The sequence below is a fragment of the Rhodoferax sp. genome (assembly GCF_028688795.1).
GTDB lineage: Bacteria > Pseudomonadota > Gammaproteobacteria > Burkholderiales > Burkholderiaceae_C > Rhodoferax.
This window is the reverse complement of the sequence record NZ_JAQTXM010000001.1, coordinates 230,173-250,018: the sequence shown is the minus strand read 5'-3', so window position 1 is coordinate 250,018 and position 19,846 is coordinate 230,173. Positions and strand designations below refer to the sequence as shown.

The 19,846-nt window shown below is 59.7% G+C and carries 14 protein-coding genes and 1 tRNA gene; 10 read left to right on the top strand and 5 right to left on the bottom strand.

Annotated features, from left to right (window positions below; genetic code table 11):
* Window positions 1-14: 14 nt before the first annotated feature.
* The 3 genes from PHQ58_RS01155 to PHQ58_RS01145 all read left to right on the top strand — a co-directional run bounded on the left by PHQ58_RS01155 (window position 15) and on the right by PHQ58_RS01145 (window position 8,827).
* Window positions 15-3,869, top strand: coding sequence for a DUF748 domain-containing protein (locus PHQ58_RS01155; protein WP_300105906.1), 3,855 nt, complete (start codon window positions 15-17; stop codon window positions 3,867-3,869).
* A gap of 268 nt (window positions 3,870-4,137) precedes the next feature.
* A complete protein-coding gene (locus PHQ58_RS01150; protein WP_300105904.1) occupies window positions 4,138-5,748 on the top strand; it encodes a hypothetical protein in 1,611 nt (536 codons plus the stop codon).
* Between the two features lie 229 nt (window positions 5,749-5,977).
* A complete protein-coding gene (locus PHQ58_RS01145) occupies window positions 5,978-8,827 on the top strand; it encodes a DUF349 domain-containing protein (protein WP_300106071.1) in 2,850 nt (949 codons plus the stop codon).
* 52 nt (window positions 8,828-8,879) lie between these two features.
* On the opposite strand, the gene PHQ58_RS01140 is transcribed toward PHQ58_RS01145, so the two are convergent.
* From PHQ58_RS01140 to PHQ58_RS01120, 5 genes are all read right to left on the bottom strand, one after another.
* Window positions 8,880-9,689, bottom strand: coding sequence for a UDP-2,3-diacylglucosamine diphosphatase (locus PHQ58_RS01140; RefSeq protein WP_300105902.1), 810 nt, complete (start codon window positions 9,687-9,689; stop codon window positions 8,880-8,882).
* An 89-nt stretch (window positions 9,690-9,778) separates the two neighbouring features.
* The gene (locus tag PHQ58_RS01135; RefSeq protein ID WP_300105900.1) at window positions 9,779-10,285 is read right to left on the bottom strand and encodes a peptidylprolyl isomerase; all 507 of its coding nucleotides are present in this window, start codon (window positions 10,283-10,285) and stop codon (window positions 9,779-9,781) included.
* Window positions 10,286-10,287: 2 nt separating this feature from the next.
* Entirely contained in the window at window positions 10,288-10,884 is a 597-nt protein-coding gene (locus PHQ58_RS01130) for a peptidylprolyl isomerase (protein ID WP_300105898.1), read from the bottom strand.
* Complete coding sequence (locus PHQ58_RS01125; protein WP_300105896.1) at window positions 10,881-12,134, bottom strand: L,D-transpeptidase family protein; 1,254 nt, start codon at window positions 12,132-12,134, stop codon at window positions 10,881-10,883. Before PHQ58_RS01125 ends, PHQ58_RS01130 begins: the two co-directional genes overlap by 4 nt.
* Before the next feature lie 67 nt (window positions 12,135-12,201).
* Window positions 12,202-13,269 carry a tetratricopeptide repeat protein gene (locus PHQ58_RS01120; protein WP_300105894.1) on the bottom strand — a complete coding sequence of 356 codons (1,068 nt, stop codon included), beginning with the start codon at window positions 13,267-13,269 and terminating at the stop codon, window positions 12,202-12,204.
* 165 nt (window positions 13,270-13,434) lie between these two features.
* Between PHQ58_RS01120 and cysS the strand changes: the two genes are divergently transcribed.
* The 7 genes from cysS to PHQ58_RS01085 all read left to right on the top strand — a co-directional run bounded on the left by cysS (window position 13,435) and on the right by PHQ58_RS01085 (window position 19,829).
* Window positions 13,435-14,811, top strand: coding sequence for a cysteine--tRNA ligase (cysS, locus tag PHQ58_RS01115; RefSeq protein WP_300105893.1), 1,377 nt, complete (start codon window positions 13,435-13,437; stop codon window positions 14,809-14,811).
* 46 nt (window positions 14,812-14,857) lie between these two features.
* Window positions 14,858-15,535, top strand: a complete 678-nt coding sequence (locus PHQ58_RS01110; RefSeq protein ID WP_300105891.1) for a DNA-3-methyladenine glycosylase 2 family protein — start codon at window positions 14,858-14,860, stop codon at window positions 15,533-15,535.
* Window positions 15,536-15,628: 93 nt separating this feature from the next.
* Complete coding sequence (locus tag PHQ58_RS01105; RefSeq protein WP_300105890.1) at window positions 15,629-16,606, top strand: acetyl-CoA carboxylase carboxyltransferase subunit alpha; 978 nt, start codon at window positions 15,629-15,631, stop codon at window positions 16,604-16,606.
* A 47-nt stretch (window positions 16,607-16,653) separates the two neighbouring features.
* Complete coding sequence (gene tilS, locus PHQ58_RS01100; RefSeq protein WP_300105888.1) at window positions 16,654-17,613, top strand: tRNA lysidine(34) synthetase TilS; 960 nt, start codon at window positions 16,654-16,656, stop codon at window positions 17,611-17,613.
* Between the two features lie 18 nt (window positions 17,614-17,631).
* Window positions 17,632-18,900 carry an aspartate kinase gene (locus PHQ58_RS01095; RefSeq protein WP_300105886.1) on the top strand — a complete coding sequence of 423 codons (1,269 nt, stop codon included), beginning with the start codon at window positions 17,632-17,634 and terminating at the stop codon, window positions 18,898-18,900.
* Window positions 18,901-18,943: 43 nt separating this feature from the next.
* Window positions 18,944-19,036: transfer RNA gene (locus tag PHQ58_RS01090), tRNA-Ser, on the top strand.
* Between the two features lie 295 nt (window positions 19,037-19,331).
* Complete coding sequence (locus tag PHQ58_RS01085) at window positions 19,332-19,829, top strand: c-type cytochrome (protein WP_300105884.1); 498 nt, start codon at window positions 19,332-19,334, stop codon at window positions 19,827-19,829.
* Window positions 19,830-19,846: the final 17 nt, after the last annotated feature.

Here is a 19,846-nt window from a genome sequence, read left to right as displayed (position 1 = left end):
CAAAATTGCCAGCTATGAAATCAGATGCTTTGATCCAAACCAAGGGGGTGCGCCGGCTGGGTATGGCGATTGGTGGCTTGTTGTTGCTGTGGCTGTTGTCATGGCTGGCACTGCCACCCTTGCTGAAAAGCCAGCTTGAAACACGACTGTCCGGGCAACTTGGGCGCCAGGTGACTATTGGGCGCGTCGACTTCAAACCTTGGTCACTTGAGCTGGCGGTTGATGACTTTGTCGTGGCCCATGCGGACGCGGCCAACCCCAGCCCACAGTTCGCCATCAAGCACCTCTATATAGATATGGAAGCGCAATCGCTTTTCAGGCTGGCGCCTGTGGCGGATGCGATTCAAATTGACGCGCCGCAACTGCGGCTGAAGCATTTGGGCGCTGGGCATTACGACGTGGACGATGTGCTGGCGCGTTTGCACCAGTCCCCAAGCGAACCCACTGCCACACCCCTTGGTTTTGCGCTCTACAACCTGGTGTTGGCACAGGGTGAGGTCACGCTGGACGATGCGGCAGTGGGCCAAGTGCATCGGCTGACTGGTTTGACCGTCAAACTGCCGTTTTTGAGCAACCTGGACGCCAAACGTGACGTGCAGGTGCAGCCGCAGCTGGCTTTTGAATTCAATGGCAGCCGGTTTGACTCTAGCGCTCAGAGCACACCGTTTGCTGACAACCAGAAGACCGAAGCCAACTTCAAACTCAAGAGCCTTGACCTCGCGCCTTACCTGGCCTACCAACCCGCCAGTTTGCCGGTGCGGCTGACCTCGGCGGTGCTCAACGCAGACCTGAAGTTGGCATTCGAGCAGGCCCAGCAGACCTCGGTGGTCTTGAGCGGGCTGGTGACGGCCAGCCAGGTCAAGCTGGTGGCACCAGCCCAAAAGACAGCACCAGCGCAGGATTTGATGGCTTTTGAGCGCTTGAGTGTGCAGCTCACCGATGTGCGCCCGCTGACGCGCAACGTGCAGTTGGGGCGCGTGGACTGGCTCAAGCCGCAGATCGCCTTGCAGCGCAATGCTCAAGGTGTGCTTGATTGGCAGGCATTGTTTACGACGCCTAACGCAGTCAAAAAAATTGCTCCTGATAATATAGCTACTAGCGCATTATCTAAAAGGTCTACAGGCCTAAATGATCAAAATTTATCGCCATGGACCGTGGCGGTGGCGCAGGTCAACGTGCAGGGCGGTGAATTGAGCTGGAAAGATCACACCACGCTTGCGCCTGCTCGCTTGGCGCTTCGCGCGCTGGATTTGTCGGCCCAGGCGCTGCAGTGGCCAGTCACGCAGCGTGTGCCGTTCGAGGGCAGTGCCCTGCTCGACACGGCAGCCTTGTCATTTAAGGGAACGGCCACCGACCAGACCGCCAGTGCCACGGCGAAACTCACCGATGCGCCCCTGAATCTGGCGGCGCCTTATCTGGCTGATGTACTGGTGCCCGGGCTGAGTGGCCTGTTGAGTGCCGAGTTGGGTCTGACCTGGCAAGCCGCGCGGTCGCCCCAAGAGCCCATGCAGCTGATGCTTCAGGTGCCAAGCCTGTCGCTGGACAAGCTTGAACTTTCCTCGGCCCCATCTAAAACAACCAAGGCTGCTGGCAAAGCGCTGTTGGCCAGCGTCCGGCAGGTGCAGCTGCGAGACGCAACGGTAGATCTGACGGGCCAAACCGTCACGCTCGGTCAAGTGCGTGTGACGCAGCCAAAAGCAACGCTGGCGCGCCAGTCGAATGGTCGCTGGATGTTTGAAGACTGGCTCAAAACCAACTCAAAAGTCAGCTCCGAGCCAGATTTGAAGGGCGGCCCACACACGGATCGGGTCCCATCCCAAAGTGCCGTCCAAGACGCGGCCAAGGCTACCGCCAAAGTCGCCCCCGGTCTGCCTCCCAAACCCTGGCTGGTCGCCATCCAGGATGTGAGTGTGACCAACGGTGCGTTTGGCTACACAGACGCCGCAGCCCCCAAGCCGGTCGCGTTCGACCTGTCGGGTGTGTCAATGCAATTGAAAAACTTCAGCTCACAAAGCAGCAAGCCCTTCAGTTGGACCTTGGCCGCGCGCATGCAGCACGGCCAAACCGAGCCGGGCAGTGTGGCTGGACGCGGCACGGTGGTGCTGAGCCCGGTGGCGGTGCAGGGTGATGTCACGGCCAAACGTCTGCCCCTGCACGGGCTAGAGCCCTACGTGGCCGACGCCTTGAACGTGGCCCTGCTGCGCGCCGATGCCAGTTTCAAAGGGCGAGTCAACTTTGCCCAAAAGCCTGGTGGCATGGCCTTGCAGTTGCACGGCGACACCCGGTTGGAAGATTTTCAGGTCGGCAGCCTGGCGCAGGCCGAGCCCTTCGCGCCCGCCGAGGAGTTGCTGAGCTGGAAAGACCTGAGCCTTACTGGACTCGATGTCGCGCTGGCCCCCGGTGCCGCCCCGCGCGTGGCCGTGGCCCAAACCACCTTGAGTGATTTTTATGCCAAGCTGACCTTGAGCGAGGCCGGCCGGCTGAACTTGCAAGATGTGCTGGCCACGGGCAGCAACAGTGCCGCCAGCGCCGCAGGCACGGCGACGGTGCCAGTTAGTGCACCGGATGATTCAAAATTAATAGCTTCTCACGCAGTTTCTATAAGGTCTACAGGTCTAAATGATTCAAAAGATGCCACGGCAGCCGTGATCGACTTTGGCCCGGTCAGTCTGATGGGTGGCAGGGTTGACTTTACCGATCGCTTCATCAAGCCCAACTATTCGGCTCGTCTGACAGAACTCACCGGCAAGCTCAGCGCGTTTTCCTCTCAAGCCAGCAACGGTGAGGTCCAGCTGGCTGACCTGGAACTGCGGGGGCGCGTAGAAGGCACCGCCACGCTGGAAATTGTTGGCAAGCTCAACCCCTTGGCCAAGCCGCTGGCGCTGGACATTGCCGGCCATGTGCGCGACCTGGAACTGGCGCCGCTGTCAACCTATTCGGTGCGTTACTCGGGCTACGGCATTGAGCGCGGCAAGCTCAGTGTGGATGTGGCCTACAAGGTGCAGCCCGATGGCCAGCTGACTGCCCGCAACAACATCGTGCTGAACCAGCTCAAATTTGGCGAGCAGGTGCCAGGCGCCACCGCCAGCTTGCCGGTCAAGCTGGCGGTGGCTTTGCTGGCGGACCGTCATGGCGTGATTGACATCAATTTGCCAGTCAGTGGCTCCCTCAACGACCCGCAGTTTCGGCTGGCGCCCATTGTTTTCAAGCTGATTGTGAATTTGATTACCAAAGCCATCACCGCGCCGTTTTCGCTGCTGGCCAGCGCCTTTGGCGGCGGTGGTGACGAGCTCAGCATGGTCAGCTTTGCGCCCGGTTCAGCGGCACTGACGCCAGAGGCACGCGGTGGGCTGGACAAGGTGGCAAAAGCATTGCTGGCGCGCCCGGCTTTGAAGATGACGGTGGTCGGCACCGCCAGCCTGGAGGTGGAGCGCGAAGCCTTCAAGCGTGAACAGCTGCAAGCGCTGTTGCTGGCTGAAAAACGCCGCACCCAGCCGGATGCAGCAAGCCGAGCCGGGCCCGCCGTCGCGGCTTCGGCCACCGCCCCCACCGCTGTGGCGATCTCTGCTGGAGACTACCCGGTGTTGTTGAAGGCCGTCTATAAGCGTGCCGACTTTCCCAAGCCGCGCAACCTGATTGGTCTGGCAAAGGACCTGCCGGTGCCTGAGATGGAGGCGCTGTTGCTGGCCAACCTGAGCGCCACCGAATCGGCCATGCAAGCGCTTGCGCTCAAGCGCGGTGTAGTGGTGCGTGATTACCTGGCCAGCTTGAAGCTGCCGCTTGAGCGACTGTTTTTGGGAGCTGCCAAAGCCGTGTTGCCCGAAGCCACATGGCAGCCGCGTGCCGAATTGAATCTGGCGGCGCAATAGTCGCAGCACGACGGCTGCGTTGGCAGATGTCCGCAATGGCCCGCGCCTACTCCTGCATCGACACCAGGCTGCCCGCTAAAAATTCACGCACTTGCATACCGTCGGCCTCAACCACCACCAATACTTGCCACACGTGTTGGCCTTTGATATCCCACAAACATGGGATGGCGCGATAGCCACAACCCGCCGACATTTGTGATGCAGGTCAAGAAAAGCCCAAGTGGCGTTTCTTCATGACCTGTGTCCAAAACAACTTGATGAGGGCCTTATGAAAATTTTTCTGAAAAATTGGGCGTATGGCGTTGCCAGCGCTGGGTTACTTTCACTTTATGGCTGCGGTGGCAGCGATGGTGGCACGGTGGCAGACGCACCGGTAACACCCGTGCCCGCCGTGCCTGTGGCCGGTGAACTCACCTTGAGCAGCTTAAGTTTCACCGATGCTGCGAACTTCTACACGCGTTTGCTGACTTCTTCGCCAGCACAAAACACCCCCGACGCCAGCGGCAACATCAAGCAGGTGGAGCGGCGCCAACGTAGCGCGGCGGGCAACTTGGCCAAGTGGGGTACGGGCGGTGACCCATGGCGTCAATCCGACGTGCATTGGAATGGCAGCGCCTGGGCCAATTGCCCTATCAATTTTGAGAACACCGCAGGCGTGCCTGACGCGCTGGGTAACAACGCCTACAACTATTGCGGCAACTTCGAAACGGGCAACAGCGCGCGTACCACGTCTGACATTGGCGGCAAAACCATGGCAGAGGTCTACGCGCAAGTGCGCTCGGCGGGCCACACCAACCTGAGCGTGGCTGACCCTGCGGTGCTGGGTAGCACGGTGTTCCCGGTGGGTTCGTCGCTCTATGGATACACATTCACCACGGTCACTGCGGCCATCAGCTATTACCCAGGAGGCAGTTTTCCAGTGGGCGAGAGCAATTTGGTGACCCAATATTCCCTTGCGGTGTCCTCTGGTGGTGTGGTGGCCACGCAACCCGCAGGCACCGGTTGTAATTCGCCTGAATTTGACGGCAATGGGGCCAACAGCACCACGCTGGAGGGCATGATGGGCGCCATGACCGGGACGCCGTGCGAATACACCGGCGGCAGCTTTGTTTACGGCGGTGTCACGTACACGAACCCGGATGCTCCTCGGAATGAAGCTTGGGGTCAGAGCAGCGTCGACATTGGCAAGGTTGGGTCAGCACCAGTGGGCACGGGCACCGCCCCGGGCTTCTTCACAACCAATACCAAACTTCGCGTGGCGTTCAAGGGGCCTGGCACCAATCCGGTCACTTATTACGCCTGCAAAGAGCGGTTCAACAATGGCTCCACCCGCAATTGCACACCGATTGGAACGGGCACCTACACCATTGCCACTCTGGCCGATGCGCGCGTGCTGACGCTGAACAATTTGCCCACTCAAGCCGCACCCCTGTCCTTTACCCGGGTGTTTGTCGAACGCAATGGCGTGATCTATCAGGGTTATCAGAATAAGCTGGGTGTCAGCACGGCGGCTCGCTTGAACACCGTGGCCACCACCGCCTTGCTGGCCAAGCTGGGGGTGAGCGCAGAGAACCCGTCGGCGCCTTTGACTCTGACGGCCGGGTCTTACCAAGGCACCTGGGATTTGCGTGACCCGCGGTACACGGACGGCACCACGGTCTTCTTCAAGGCAGACGGCAGTTTCACTTGCCAAAGCAGCGCGGGCCTGGCCAACACGTGCACGTTCGCCATCACCGACCCCGCAACCGGCGCTTTCACCTATTCAGAGCCTGGCAACAGCGCGGCCAGTGGTACTTTGAGCGCCTTGTTAGGCACCGGCAGCGGCACCTATAAAAATACTGACGGCTCCACCGGCAGCTTCGTGGCACAGCGCCGGTAACTTTCATGCCTTCAAAATCCCGCGCGCCGTCCAGGTTCGCGAGGTTTTGTTTTGCAGACGCTACAAACGGTCTTGCCGCATTGGTTTTGTGACCTCGTTTGCCTCATCGCCGGGCTAATTCAGGGTGGTTCAAATTGTTTTTCTGGGCCCTGCGCAAAACCCGGCGAAAATACGCGTTTATTCCCGCTGCCTTGCGGCGGGCACTTCTCATCTTTAGTGCGCGATGTCGATGTTCCCTTTTTCTACCCAAAGCAAAGCAGCCCCCACCCCTGACGCACCTGCCGTCACCGCCAAAAGCCATGAGGCGCACCCGCTGGATGCGCTCACGCGTGGCGCGTTTTCTGCCCACACATCGGGCGAGCGCATGGCCTGCATCCGCGAGTGGCTGGCCAGCAACCCCGGTGGCGAGCAGCTTCAGCAGGTGTTCAAAGAGCTCAGTGTCAAGGACAAGGGCGCCGCCAAGCTGGTGCGGGAAAAGCTCGACGAGATCAAACGCAGCAAAACCCAGGCCACCATTGCACTTGAATGGACAGACAAGGCGCAAGCCCTGTTGGCTGCCTCCAAGCTCAACCTGGCCGACGCCCTGGCTTGGCAGCGTGATGCCGCCAAAGCTGGCGCGCCCTTGAGCAAAGAACCCCTGGCCGGCCTGAAGGTCCAGCTGGTGGAGCGTGTGCGTACCATTGAAGACCTGCAGCACCGCGTGCAGGTGCAGCGTGAAGCCGCTGTGCTGCTGGCCCAACGCATTGAAGTGTTGTCCACCAAGCCATGGGCCGATGCCCAAGCCGCCCAGGAAGCCCTGGCCGCGGATGTGGCGCATTGGCAAACTGAGGCGCAAGCGCTCTCGGGCGATGCCAATTGGCCCAGCGTGGATGCGCGCTTTGTGCCCCAGTTGCAAGACTCGCAGGCGCAACTGCTGTTGGTGTGGGAGGCCTTTAGCGAGGCCTTGATGTTGACCATTGCGGCCGCTGCCGATGCCAGCTCACCGCTGCCGAAGGTGCCAGTCTGGGCTGACGAAATTCGCGTGGCGCGTGGTATTCCGCTGGAAGCCCCCGTGGCAGCGTCCAAGCCCAAGGTTGACCCCGAAATTCGGGCTAAAGCCACGTCTTTTGTTCGTGAGGTGCTCGCAAAGCTAGAGCATGAAATGGCGCAAGGCCATGGCAAGACCAGTGTGGGTGTGGCCAATGCGCTGCGCCAGGCACTCAAGGACAACGGCCGTTTGATTGACGACAAGCTCGAAGCCCAGGCGCACGCCGCGTTGGTGGCAGCGGGTGAGTTGGAGGGCTGGCAGCGCTGGCGTGCCGATCAGTTGCGTGAAGAATTGGTGATCAAAGCTGAAGGCTTGCTCAAGCGCCCTGAAGGCCAAGCCATCGGTGGACGCAAGATGCAAGACACCTTGCGTCAAATGCGTGAGCAGTGGAAAACCACTGACCAAGGCGGTGTGGCCAACCACGCCTTGTGGAAACGTTTTGATGATGCCTGCAACGAAGCCCACAAAGTGGTCGAGGTGTGGCTTGAAAAAGTCAAGGCCGAGTCCGCCGAGCACCGCGCCCAGCGCCTGGCGCTGATCGAAGAAGTCAAGGCCTGGGCTGAGGCCAACCGGGTCGCGCTGGACGACGACTGGAAAGGCTTCAGCCGCGTGTTGCACCAGTTTGGCGACCGTTGGCGCGAGTCTGGCCACGTGGGTGAAAAAATGTTCGCTGAGCTGCAGCCCATGTGGAAAGCCGCCATTGACCATGCCGCCGCTCCGCTGGAAACTTTACAGAAGCTCAGCCTGGAAGCCCGCCACGCCATGATCGACGAGGCCCGCGCATTGGGTGCCGAAGCCATGCTTCGCATTGATGCCGTCAAGGCCCTGCAACAACGCTGGCAGGCAGAAGCGCACCGTGTGCCAATTGACCGCCGCCACGAGCAAAAGCTGTGGGACGCGTTCCGCAAGCCAATCGACGAAGCCTTTAACCGCAAAACACAAGAGCGTGAGAAAGCCCAAAGCGCCTTGAGCGACCGCGACCGCATCGTGCTTGATGCTTCCAAAGCCTTGCAAACTGCCAATGCGTCGGGTGATGTGCAAGCCATTCGCAGCGCCATGGCCTCACTTGAGGCTGCGCTCAGTGGCCAGGCGCAAGCCCAAGCCGCTGTGGTCGCGGCTAAAGTTTCTGAACAAAATACGGCTCTAGCCCAAGCAGAACATGCGCAAGGAGCTACTGATAATGTAGCAAACGTCAGTGCGTCCGGCGATGCGAACGCAAGCGATGCTGTTGACACCGCGGGCGGTGAATCTGCGCCAGCGTCGGCCGATGCCGCTGAAGGCACCGAGTCGTCGGAAGTGGCCAGCCCCAGCGCCGCAGAAGCGGCGCCCGAAGCCGAACCCGTCAAACCCGTGGTGGCGCCCAAGCGCGTCATTGCCATGCGCGGTGATGACCGCCCTGGCATGAAAAAAGAAGAACCCGCTGCCATGGGTCGTGGCGGCAAATTTGGCGACCGCAAAGACGGTGGCCGACCCGCTGGCCGTGACGGCGCGCGTGACTCCCGTGGCCCTGGTGGCCCAGGCCGCACTGATGACCGTGGTGGCCCGCGTGGTGAGCGCTCAGACCGCCCGGCTTATGGCGAGCGTTTTGACGCGCCGCGTTTGGGCGACGCCGCATTCCGCGCCCAGCGTGACGCACTGGAGCAAGCCCAGTTTGCCTTGCGCAAGCTGGCCGCTCAGGCCCACGGCGAAGCCTTGACCCATTTGCTGACCGCCTGGGAAACGCGTGACACCGAGCAAGTGCCCAGCGTGCAAGAACTTGGCAACCGTGTTACCCCGGTGGTGCGTGGTGCCTGGGTCAAAGCCCTGTCGCAACCCGCCTCGGGTGACGCCGCCACAGCGCTGTTACGCCTTGAGATGGCGGCTGAGGTGCCGACACCTGCCGAACAATTGAGTGCGCGGCGCATGTTGCAACTGCAGTTGTTGACCAAGCGCAATGACCCGGCGCCAGCGCAAACCTGGGCGCAGGATGCCGCCACGGTGTTGGCGTCCGGTTTTGATGCGGCGCAGGTGCGGCGTGTGCAGAACGTGTTGAAGGTGTTGTTGAAGGCTTGAGGTTCTGGGGGAGCCCCCACTCCCCCCAACCCCCTCGCCCCGCCGGGCGGATTCAAGTTGTGGGGGTGAAACGTTCGGGTGCAGACCCGGTCTGTAGCCGCAGCACTTCCAGCCTTGGCGGCTTGGCATCTGCATCCCAGTCGCTCAGAACCAATCGTCGCAGTGGCTTGTCATTAAGTTGACCAAGCGTGTGGTCCGCCGGGTGATGGGTGTGGCCGTGGATCAGGGTGTTGGCTTGGGCGGTTTTTAGCCATCGCAGGGCCATGGCGGTGTCGACATCGGCGTAGCTTGCGCCGCTGGTTTTGCGCGCTTCGCTTTGAGCGCGAAGGCCGTGTGCGACAGCTTGGCGTTCGGCCAATGGTTTGGCCAAAAACGCACATCTCCAGGCGTCACTGCGCACTTGCTGGCGAAATTGTTGGTAGTCCACGTCGCCCAGGCACAGTGCGTCGCCATGCGAGAGCAGCCAGCGTTGGCCGTCAAAGCTCAGCACGGTGGGGTCAGGCAGCAGGCTAAGTCCGCCATTTTTGGCGAAATCTTCCCCCAGTAAAAAGTCGCGGTTGCCGTGCATGAAATACACCGGCAGGCGCGCAGCAGTCGTCTGGATGACTTTTTGGCATTGCAGCGCAAATGCGCCTTCCGGGTCGTCTGTAGCCTGGGTGATGTCGTCGCCAACCCACACTTCAAACAAGTCACCAAGAATGAACAGCGCATCAGCTTCGGTATGCGCCATGTAGCGCTGCCAGGCGTCAAACGTGGCGTGCTGGCTGGCCTGCAAGTGCTGGTCTGAGATGAAATCAATGCACCGCCAGAGCACCGGGGCGGTGATTGCCGCGCGGGCCGGGAGATCAGGCGGATGGGTCATGAACTGTGGGTCAGCCAAAACAAAGAAAGCACACGGCCAGGTTGTACAGGCGGTGTGCTTGGAGGCAAGCGTGGTGGGTATGACGCGGCTTACAGCGCGACGGCTTTCTCAATGATCACGTCTTCCAGTGGCACGTCGTCATGGTGACCCTTGCGGCCGGTTTTCACAGCCTTGATCTTGTCGACCACATCGGTACCTGCCACCACTTTGCCAAACACGGCATAACCCCAACCTTGCTGGCTGGGTGCGGTGTGGTTCAGGAAGGTGTTGTCGGCGATGTTGATGAAGAACTGGGCGGTGGCTGAATGCGGGTCGCCGGTGCGGGCCATGGCCACGGTGTAGTTCAGGTTCTTCAGGCCGTTGTTGGCCTCGTTTTCAATCGGTGCGTCACAGGCTTTTTGGGCCATGCCGGGCTCCATGCCGCCGCCTTGCACCATGAAACCGGGGATGATGCGGTGAAAAATGGTGTTGTTGTAGTGGCCTTTGTTGACGTAGGCCAAAAAATTGGCTGTGCACTTTGGCGCTTTGTCAGCGTCGAGTTCAAGAGTGATGACGCCGTAGTTTTTGACGTGAAGTTCGACTTGTGGGTTGCTCATGTTTATTTCACCAGGGTTGCAGAGTTGATAAGAATGGGTGTTTTTGGCACATCAGAGCCAAAGGGGCCGCCGGGGCCAGTGGGCGTGGCTTTGATCTTGTTGATCACCTCCATGCCAGAGACGACTTTACCAAAGACGGTGTAGCCATACGACTGCGCGTTCGGATCAAGGAAGGCATTGTCTTTGACGTTGATGAAAAATTGCGATGAGGCCGACTGTGGGTCATTGGTGCGCGCCATGGCCAAGGTGCCCGTGGTATTTCGCAAGCCCTTCTCGACCGCCTGGCGGCCTTCATGAACCACCGGGGCGCGGGTGGGCTTTTGCACGTAGCTGGCATCAAAGCCGCCGCCTTGCACCATGAAGTTGCTGATCACACGGTGAAAAATGGTGCCGTCGTAGTGTTTGTCCTTGACGTATTGCACAAAGTTTTCAACCGTCTTGGGGGCTTTTTCAGGGTAGAGCTCTACCTCGAAATCGCCGGCGCTGGTGGCAAATTTAACCCGTTGCAGGTTTTCGGCGGTCGCCAAGGTTGCTATTGAAAAAAGAGCTGCTACCGCAATAGAGGCGCGGGCTAGAGTGCCAAAAGTCTTAAAATTCATCCCACAATTCCTTCGTAAAAAATACGCCACTGCTTGCCCTCTCGGGCCCAGTATTGGCGTTTGGTCAAACCCGTACGCTGGCCGGTGGCCACTTCGCCAAACGTGACCACCATGGTCTCGTTGGCATCCACCCAATGTAGCAGGGACAGATCTTTGAGCTCCAGCGCACGGCCTCGTGTGGCGCTGACTTCACGGCGCAAAGTGGGTAACCAGTCAGTCAGTGTTTTGCCGCTGTTGTTGAAGTCTGGGGCGTAAAACGCTGTGAGCTGCGCCATGTTGCCGCTGGACTTGGCCTTCAGCCAGGCGTCCAAATGCCCCTTGAATTCCAGGCTGCGCGGCTGCTGGGTTTGGGCTGGCACCCACTTCAGGTTGTGAGCGATGAGCACCGGGGTCGAGCGAATCTCCACCGTTTGAGCCAAGTGAGTCAGGTCGGGGTTGGCCAGCACCACACAGCCGTCACTGGCCAAAGGAGCCCGTGAAAACTGCCCTGGCGGCGTGCCATGCAGCCAGATACCGCGGCCGGTCTTGCCGCGCTTGAGGTCCAGAACGTTGGGGTAATTGATGGGCAACGCGCCAGAGCCATAAAAGTCTTTCAGGCTTTTGGGGTCCAGCTGGCTGGTGATGAAGTACACGCCCAGCGGTGTGCGTTGATCGCCTTCGGTCTTTTTCTCCAGCCCCAGTTTGCCCACCGAGATGTAGTAATCAGCCACCAGAGTAGGTCCCGTGGCGCGGTTTTCAAAGAGGTACAGCCGTGCCCGCGATGCGTCAATGGCAATGGCGTGTTTGTTGCTCGGGGACAGTTGCAAAAATTCAGCTGGCACGCTGCCCAGCGGCGGGCGCTCGCGCAGCGCCTTGAGCCGCAGCAAGGACTCGCTCTTGAGTTCATTCAAGGCGCCGTCTGCTGTTTTGAGTTGCTCTGGTGACACATCACCAAAATTCTTGACCGGGCGCGTTCGGGCTGACAACAAGTCACCGTAGACCAGTTGCGCCAGCGCAAAGCTAGGAAAGTCTTTGACCAATTGCTCGGCCTGGCGCAAGGCGCCTTGCGTGTCGCCCTTGCCAATTTGACGGTAGATGTTGATTAGCCGCGCCTCTGCCAAGCCGCCTTTAGGGGTTTGGGCGGCAGCGGTTGATGTCTTGGCGGACTTGGCGTGTGGCTTCCAGGGTTGAGCCTGGACGTGGCTGCTCGCCAGTGCCAGAAACAGGGCACCGCGCATGATAAGCAGGGATATCTTGGTGACATGCGTCATGCAAAGACGTCAAAAAAACTGGCGGCAAGCGCCGCCATGAGTTGAGTAGACAAAGGTGCGCCGGGCATCAATTGCCAGTGGATTCCTGGGTGATGAGCCAACGGTTGCCACGTTTCTTGAGGGTCAGGGTCTTGCGGCTGGCCACCGACAGCGCATCGGCCTTGTATGCCTGATGGAACTTGACCACGGCTTCGTCGCCATTCACCTTGGCGCTCATGTTGTCAAGGGTCAGGCTGATGCGCGATTTGCCCATGATGCGATCACGGCGGTCTTTTTCCCATGCGCTGCGGGACTGTTTGCCACTTGGCTTGAACTCAGGGCTGTAAGCCCCCAGGTAAGCGTTCATGTCTTTGGCGGCCCAAGCTTTTGCCCAGGCCATCACGGCGGCTTCAGCGTCCTTGGCTGCGTCGGCCTCAGCGGGCACCGGTACTGGTTTGGCGGCAGGGGTTGTTGGTGCTACCACCGGTGCTGCCGGTTTGACGGGCACGACCGTCGCCACGGGTTTGCTTGGCGGAGCAACTGCTGGCGCTGGGATGGGTGCCGGCTTGGCGGCAGGCGCTGGCGTGGCCGCAGCGACAACGACGGGTGTGGCAGAGGCCGCCCGCGCCGTGGGCAAATTGGGCTTGAAAAGCTCGCGAATCAAGGCCAGCTTGGGCGGCACGGCGGCATTGTTGTTGTCAAGTTGCAAGGCCTTGTTGTAGGCCTGGCTGGCCAGCCGGGCATACACGTCGCCAATGTTTTCATGGGCGGTGGCGTAGCTCGGGTTGGTGCGGATCGCCATTTCAAGCGCGACCCGTGCCTTGTCGTACTGGCCTTGGCCTGCATACAGCACGGCCAGGTTGTTGTAGGGCTCGGGGAGTTCCGGGTAGTCTTCGGTGAGCTTGGTGAATGTGGCAATGGCATCGTCTTGCTTGCCAAGATTGCGCTGGATCACGCCCTTGAGAAACCGCAGCTGCGGGTCGGCTGGTTTTGCTGCCAGCTGGCTGTCGACCCGGGTCATGGCCTCAGGGAACTTGTTGGCGCGCAGCAGTTGGCTGATGTCGGTGTAATCGTCGGCGTGGCTGGAAAGCGCGGTGCAGGCCCCCACCAAAGTCAGCAGGCGTAGGGCTTTGAAAAGAACTGAACGAGCGTGCATGATGGGCAGAGAAGGTGAATTTGGGGAGGTTGACCTGCGGGATACGAGACTGGGGCAGGGCTTTATACTGCTGTGCATTGTAGCCGAGGCAGTGTTTTTTGCCCCTCCTTTACGGCCTGCTGAAGGCGCTACCTTCCCACCCCACCACCGGATTTTGATCGATACATGAGTTTGCGCATCTACAACACGCTGCTGCGTGATTTGCAGCCCTTTTCGCCGCTTGAGCCCGGCCATGTGCGCATGTATGTCTGCGGCATGACGGTGTACGACCTGTGTCACCTGGGCCACGCGCGCTCCATGATGGCGTTTGACCTGGTCCGACGCTGGCTTGAGGTCAGCGGCCTGCGCGTGACCCATGTGCGTAATGTGACTGACATTGACGACAAGATCATCAAACGCGCGCTGGAGAATGGCGAATCCATTCGCGCTCTGACCGACCGCATGGTGGATGCGCTGCATCAGGACGCCGATGCCCTTGGCATCTTGCGCCCCACACTGGAGCCACGCGCCACCGATTACGTGCCGTCCATGCTCAAGCTGATTGGTCAGCTTGAGCAAAAAGGTCTGGCCTACCAGGATGGCGCGGGCGATGTGAATTTTGCCGTGCGCAAATTCCCAGGCTACGGCAAGCTCAGCGGCAAATCGTTGGACGAGCTACGCGCCGGTGAGCGTGTGGCTGTGGCCGACGGCAAAGAAAACCCGCTGGACTTTGTGCTCTGGAAGTCGGCCAAACCGACCGAGCCTGATGACGCCAAATGGGACAGTGCCTATGGCTTGGGCCGCCCGGGCTGGCACATTGAATGCTCAGCCATGTGTGGCGAGTTGCTGGGCCAGACGGTGGACATTCATGGCGGCGGGGCCGACCTGCAGTTTCCGCATCACGAAAACGAAATTGCCCAGAGTGAAGGCGCCAGCGGCAAACCCTTGGCTCAGATTTGGATGCACAACGGCTTTGTCACACGCGACAACGAAAAGATGTCCAAAAGCCTGGGCAATTTTTTCACCATTCGTGAAATTCTGGCCCGCTTTGATGCCCAGACCCTGCGTTTTTTCATTGTGCGCGCGCACTATCGCAGCGCCCTGAATTACAGCGACGTGCATTTGGAAGATGCCCGCCAGTCGCTCAAGCGCCTCTACACAGCCCTTGATCTGGTGCCGCCTGAAGTCGTGGCGATGGACTGGGCTGACCCCTTTGCCGCACGCTTCAAGGCGGCCATGGACGAAGATTTTGGCTCGCCCGAGGCGGTGGCCGTGCTGTTTGAGTTGGCCGGTGAAGTCAATCGCACCCGCTCTGCTGCCTTGTCCGGCTTGCTCAAGGCGCTGGGTGGCTGCCTGGGGCTGTTGCAGGACGACCCCAAGGCCTACCTGCAGTCTGGCGCGACTGTGAGCGAAGACACCATTTCCCAGCGCATTACTGAGCGTGCTGCCGCCAAGGCCGCGAAGAACTTCGCCGAGGCCGATCGCATTCGCCAAGACTTGCTGGCCCAGGGCATCGTGCTGAAAGACTCGGCCACGGGCACCACTTGGGAAGCCACCAAATGATGTTGATCGCGCGATGCCGGTCTTTTTATGAAGTTAGGGGTGTTTTATGCCTGTAGCCCCTGCTATTAAAGCGCAAGCAGCTACAAAAACAATAGTATTTGATGCCACGGCACCGCTCTATTGGTCCGAGGCCTGCAAGCATCTGATGAAGAAAGACCGCGTCATGAAGCGGCTGATTCCGCAGTTTGGCCAAGCTTGCCTGCAAAGCCGGGGCGATGCGTTTGCCACGCTGGCGCGCAGTGTGGTGGGCCAGCAAATCTCGGTCAAGGCGGCACAAACGGTGTGGGACCGCTTTGCCAAGTTGCCAGAGCAAATTTGCCCGTCGCAGGTGCTCAAGCTCAAGATTGACGACATGCGCGCAGCTGGCTTGAGTGTGCGCAAGGTCGAATACCTGGTCGATCTGGCGCTGCATTTCGACAATGGCGCGGTTCATGAAGACGCCTGGGGCGCCATGGACGACGAGGCCATCATTGACGAGCTGGTGGCCATTCGTGGCATTGGCCGCTGGACCGCCGAGATGTTTTTGATCTTTCACCTGATGCGCCCGAACGTTTTACCGCTCGATGATGTGGGCCTGATCAACGGCATCAGCAAGAGCTATTTTTCGGGCGACGTGGTCAGCCGCAGCGACGCGCGTGAAGTGGCGCTGGCCTGGGCGCCGTATCGCACGGTGGCAACTTGGTATATTTGGCGCTCGTTGGACCCGGTGCCGGTGGAATACTAAACCGTTTATTTGAAGCTAACAAATGTCCGTCATTGTTGGGAAATAAAAACGTGCACAAGCGTTTGATTCCCAATCGTTTAACAGGAGCCCGTTTTGGCTAAAAAAACTTTCCTCGATTTCGAGACCCCGATTGCCGAGCTGGAAAACAAGATTGAAGAGCTGCGCTACGTGCAGACCGAATCAGCGGTCGATATCTCGGCTGAAATCAGCCAGCTGGCCAAAAAAAGCCAGCAGCTCACCAAAGACATCTACAGTGATTTGACGCCCTGGCAGATCACCAAGATTGCCCGCCATGCCGAGCGCCCCTACACCATGGATTATGTGAACGAGTTGTTCACGCATTTTGTCGAGCTGCATGGCGACCGCCATTTTTCAGATGACTTGAGCATCGTCGGCGGTCTGGCCCGCTTCAACGGCACGCCCTGCATGGTGATTGGCCAGCAAAAGGGCCGCGACACCAAAGAGCGTGGCCTGCGAAACTTTGGCATGAGCAAGCCCGAGGGCTACCGCAAAGCCCTAAGGCTGATGAAGACTGCCGAAAAATTCAAGCTACCGGTGTTCACGTTTGTCGACACGCCCGGCGCTTACCCTGGTATTGATGCCGAAGAACGCGGTCAGGCCGAAGCCATTGGCCGCAACATCTTCGAGATGGCGCAGCTTGAGGTGCCCATCATCGTCACCATCATTGGCGAAGGAGGCTCCGGTGGTGCGTTGGCAATTTCTGTGGGTGACCAGTTGCTGATGCTGCAATACGCCGTCTACTCGGTGATCAGCCCTGAAGGCTGCGCCTCTATTTTGTGGAAAACTGCTGACAAGGCGCAGGAAGCCGCAGACGCCCTGGGCATCACGGCGCACCGCCTGAAGGCGCTGGGTGTCATCGACAAGATCGTCAACGAGCCGGTTGGCGGCGCACACCGTGACCCGAAACAAATGGCGGCTTTTCTCAAGCGAGCCTTGACCGATGCCTTCCGCCAGGTCAGCGACTTGAAAATCGAAGACCTGCTGAGCCGGCGTTATGACCGGTTGCAAAGTTATGGCCGCTTCACCGACACCAAAACCACTGGCAAATAGACTGTCTGTCGTTTCCGAACGGGAATGACCCATCCACTGCGTCGCTTATGACACGCTCCTTTGAGCAAGCCATTGCTGCCTTCGAGCCCGCCTTGCCGTTGGCCGTGGCCTACAGCGGTGGGGCTGATTCCACGGCGCTGCTGTTGGCCTGCGCGCGCAAGTGGCCGGGGCAGGTCATTGCGGTTCATGTGCACCATGGGCTGCAAGCGGCCGGGGACGAATTTGAGCGGCACTGCCAACACTTTTGCGCCGCGCTGGGTGTGCCGCTGGTGGTGCAAAAAGTGGATGCCCGCCATGCCCCGGGGCAAAGCCCTGAAGCCGCTGCACGGCATGCACGTTATATGGCTTTTGAGGCTGTAACCCTTATAAATAATGCGCAAGTAGCTATTCAAACAATAGCAATTGCACAGCACGCAGACGACCAGGTAGAAACCCTGCTGCTGGCCCTGAGCCGCGGTGCCGGCTTGCCCGGCCTCAGCGCCATGGCAGCGCTCTGGCAGCGCGGCGGCCTGAGCTATTGCCGCCCGTTGCTGCAAGTCAGCAGTGCCGACATTCGCGCTTGGCTGCAGGCGCAAGGTGCAAGCTTCATTGAAGACCCCAGCAATGTCGATGAGCGCTTCACCCGCAACCGCATCCGGGCCCGCGTGTTGCCGGCGCTCCAGGCGTGTTTTCCGCAGTTTCGCGACACCTTTGCCCGCAGCAGCCGCCATGCGGCGCAGGCGCAAGCCTTGCTGGTTGAGGTGGCCGCCGAAGACTTGCTGCGCATGGGCGTGCCGCCCGACATCAAGGCGCTGCAAAATTTGAGCCCGCCGCGGCTGGCGAATGTGTTGCGCCATTGGTTGCTGAGCGTGCACCACGCCACCCCCACAACCGCTCAGCTGGATGAACTGATGGCGCAGCTTGCCGCCTGTCGCACGCGAGGCCACCAACTGCAACTGAAGGTCGGGCAGGGCCTGTGTGTCAGGCGTGGGAAAGGCCTCGATTGGTACAATCCGAAGCTTTTCTAACCCACCTCAAACCCCTTCATGTCATTGATTGTTCATAAATACGGCGGCACCTCGATGGGCTCTACTGAGCGCATCAGCAATGTAGCCAAACGCGTGGCCAAGTGGGCCCGCGCCGGCCACCAGATGGTGGTGGTGCCCAGCGCCATGAGTGGCGAAACCAACCGCCTGCTGGGCCTGGCCAAAGAGCTGGCGCCGTCTTCCTTTTCTGACGCCTATTACCGCGAGCTGGACATGCTGGCCGCAACCGGCGAGCAGGCCTCAAGCGCCTTGCTGGCAATTGCCCTGCAAGCGCAGGGGGTCGAATCGGTCAGCTATGCCGGCTGGCAAGTGCCCATTCGCACCAACAGCGCTTACACCAAGGCCCGCATCGAGTCGATTGACGACCAAAAAGTGCGCGCTGACCTGGAAGCCGGCCGCGTGGTCATCGTGACCGGTTTTCAGGGCCTGGACGATGTTGGCAACATCACCACGCTGGGCCGTGGTGGTTCGGACACCTCCGCTGTGGCTGTGGCTGCGGCCATGAAGGCTGACGAATGCCTGATCTTCACCGATGTGGACGGCGTCTACACCACCGACCCACGCGTGGTGCCTGATGCGCGGCGTCTGCACACGGTGAGCTTTGAAGAAATGCTGGAGATGGCCTCCATGGGCTCCAAGGTGCTGCAAATCCGCTCGGTGGAATTTGCTGGCAAATACAAGGTCAAACTGCGTGTACTGTCAAGTTTCACGCCGTGGGACATCGACATCAATGAAGAAGCCAAATCTGGCACCCTGATCACTTTTGAGGAAGACGAACACATGGAGCAAGCCATCGTTTCAGGCATCGCGTTCACCCGCGACGAGACCAAAATTTCAGTGTTGGGCGTGCCCGACAAGCCCGGCATTGCGTACCAGATTCTGGGTGCCGTGGCCGATGCCAATGTCGAAGTCGACATGATCATCCAGAACATCAGCAAAGACGGCAAAACCGACTTCAGCTTCACCGTGAATCATGGCGACTACGCCAAGACCATGGATTTGCTGAAGAACGTGGTGGTGCCCAAGCTGGGCGCACAAGAAGTGGTGGGCGACACCAAGATTTGCAAGGTGTCCATCGTCGGCATCGGCATGCGCAGCCACGTTGGCGTGGCCAGCACCATGTTCCGCGTGCTGAGTGAAGAAGGCATCAACATCCAGATGATTTCCACCAGCGAAATCAAGACCTCGGTGGTGATTGACGAGAAATACATGGAGCTTGCCGTCAAGGCCTTGCACAAAGCATTTGGTCTTGATCAGGCTTCCGCCTGAAAAAGTACCCCAAGTCGTGACATAATCGCGGCTCTGAAATTCAGGAATCGTGACCGAGTGGCCGAAGGTGCTCCCCTGCTAAGGGAGTATGGGGTGTAGAGCCTCATCGAGAGTTCGAATCTCTCCGATTCCGCCAAATAAAAACCCCAAGTGATTGATTCACTTGGGGTTTTTTCATTTTTCTTGAATGAATGTCGCACCACCGACAGCCGCACAGGGGGCAGGTTGGTTGCAGCTCAACACCACAGACCTTGCGCTTTGACAACACACAGGTGTCAAAGCTTGGCCAGAATCACCATCAGCCGCCAAACGAAGGGCTGTTCACCAAAACAAGTGACCATTCTTTTTTGTCCAGGCGCTGTTCTTCTACTTTTGGAAAGCAACAGGTGATGAAGATGACAATGTTTTCAAATTTTTCATTGAGATTACCGATGCCACGCAGGTTGTCGGCGGCGGTTGGCGTGCTGTGCGCTGGTGCGCTTGCATCCCTTGTGCTGCTGGCCGGCTGCGCTGTTGAGGTGGAGAACACGCAGGCCGCCAGGGAACTGGCGCAGCGCGCTGAGCCGCCCGGTTCTGTGTATGCTGGCTGGCGGGTCTTTCAGGACCGGTGCGCGGGCTGTCATGGCGCGGCGGCCACTGGTTCGGCGGGTGCGCCCGATTTGTTGCCACGGGTGCGTGACATGACCGCCCAGCGGTTCGTCAACCTGGTGCTCGTGCGGTACGACTGGCAGTTGTCCGTGACGCAACCGGGTGGCGATGCTGCGGCACAGTCAGCGCTGGTTGAAGAGGTTGTGCAGGGCAGGGAGGGGCGGCTGGTGATGCCTGCCTGGCAAGGTGAACCACGGGTGAACGCCCATGTGGTCGATTTGTATGCCTACCTTTCGGCGCGTGCCAATGGCACACAAGGTGTGGGGCGTCCGCCCCGCTAGCTGGCCATTCAACCCAG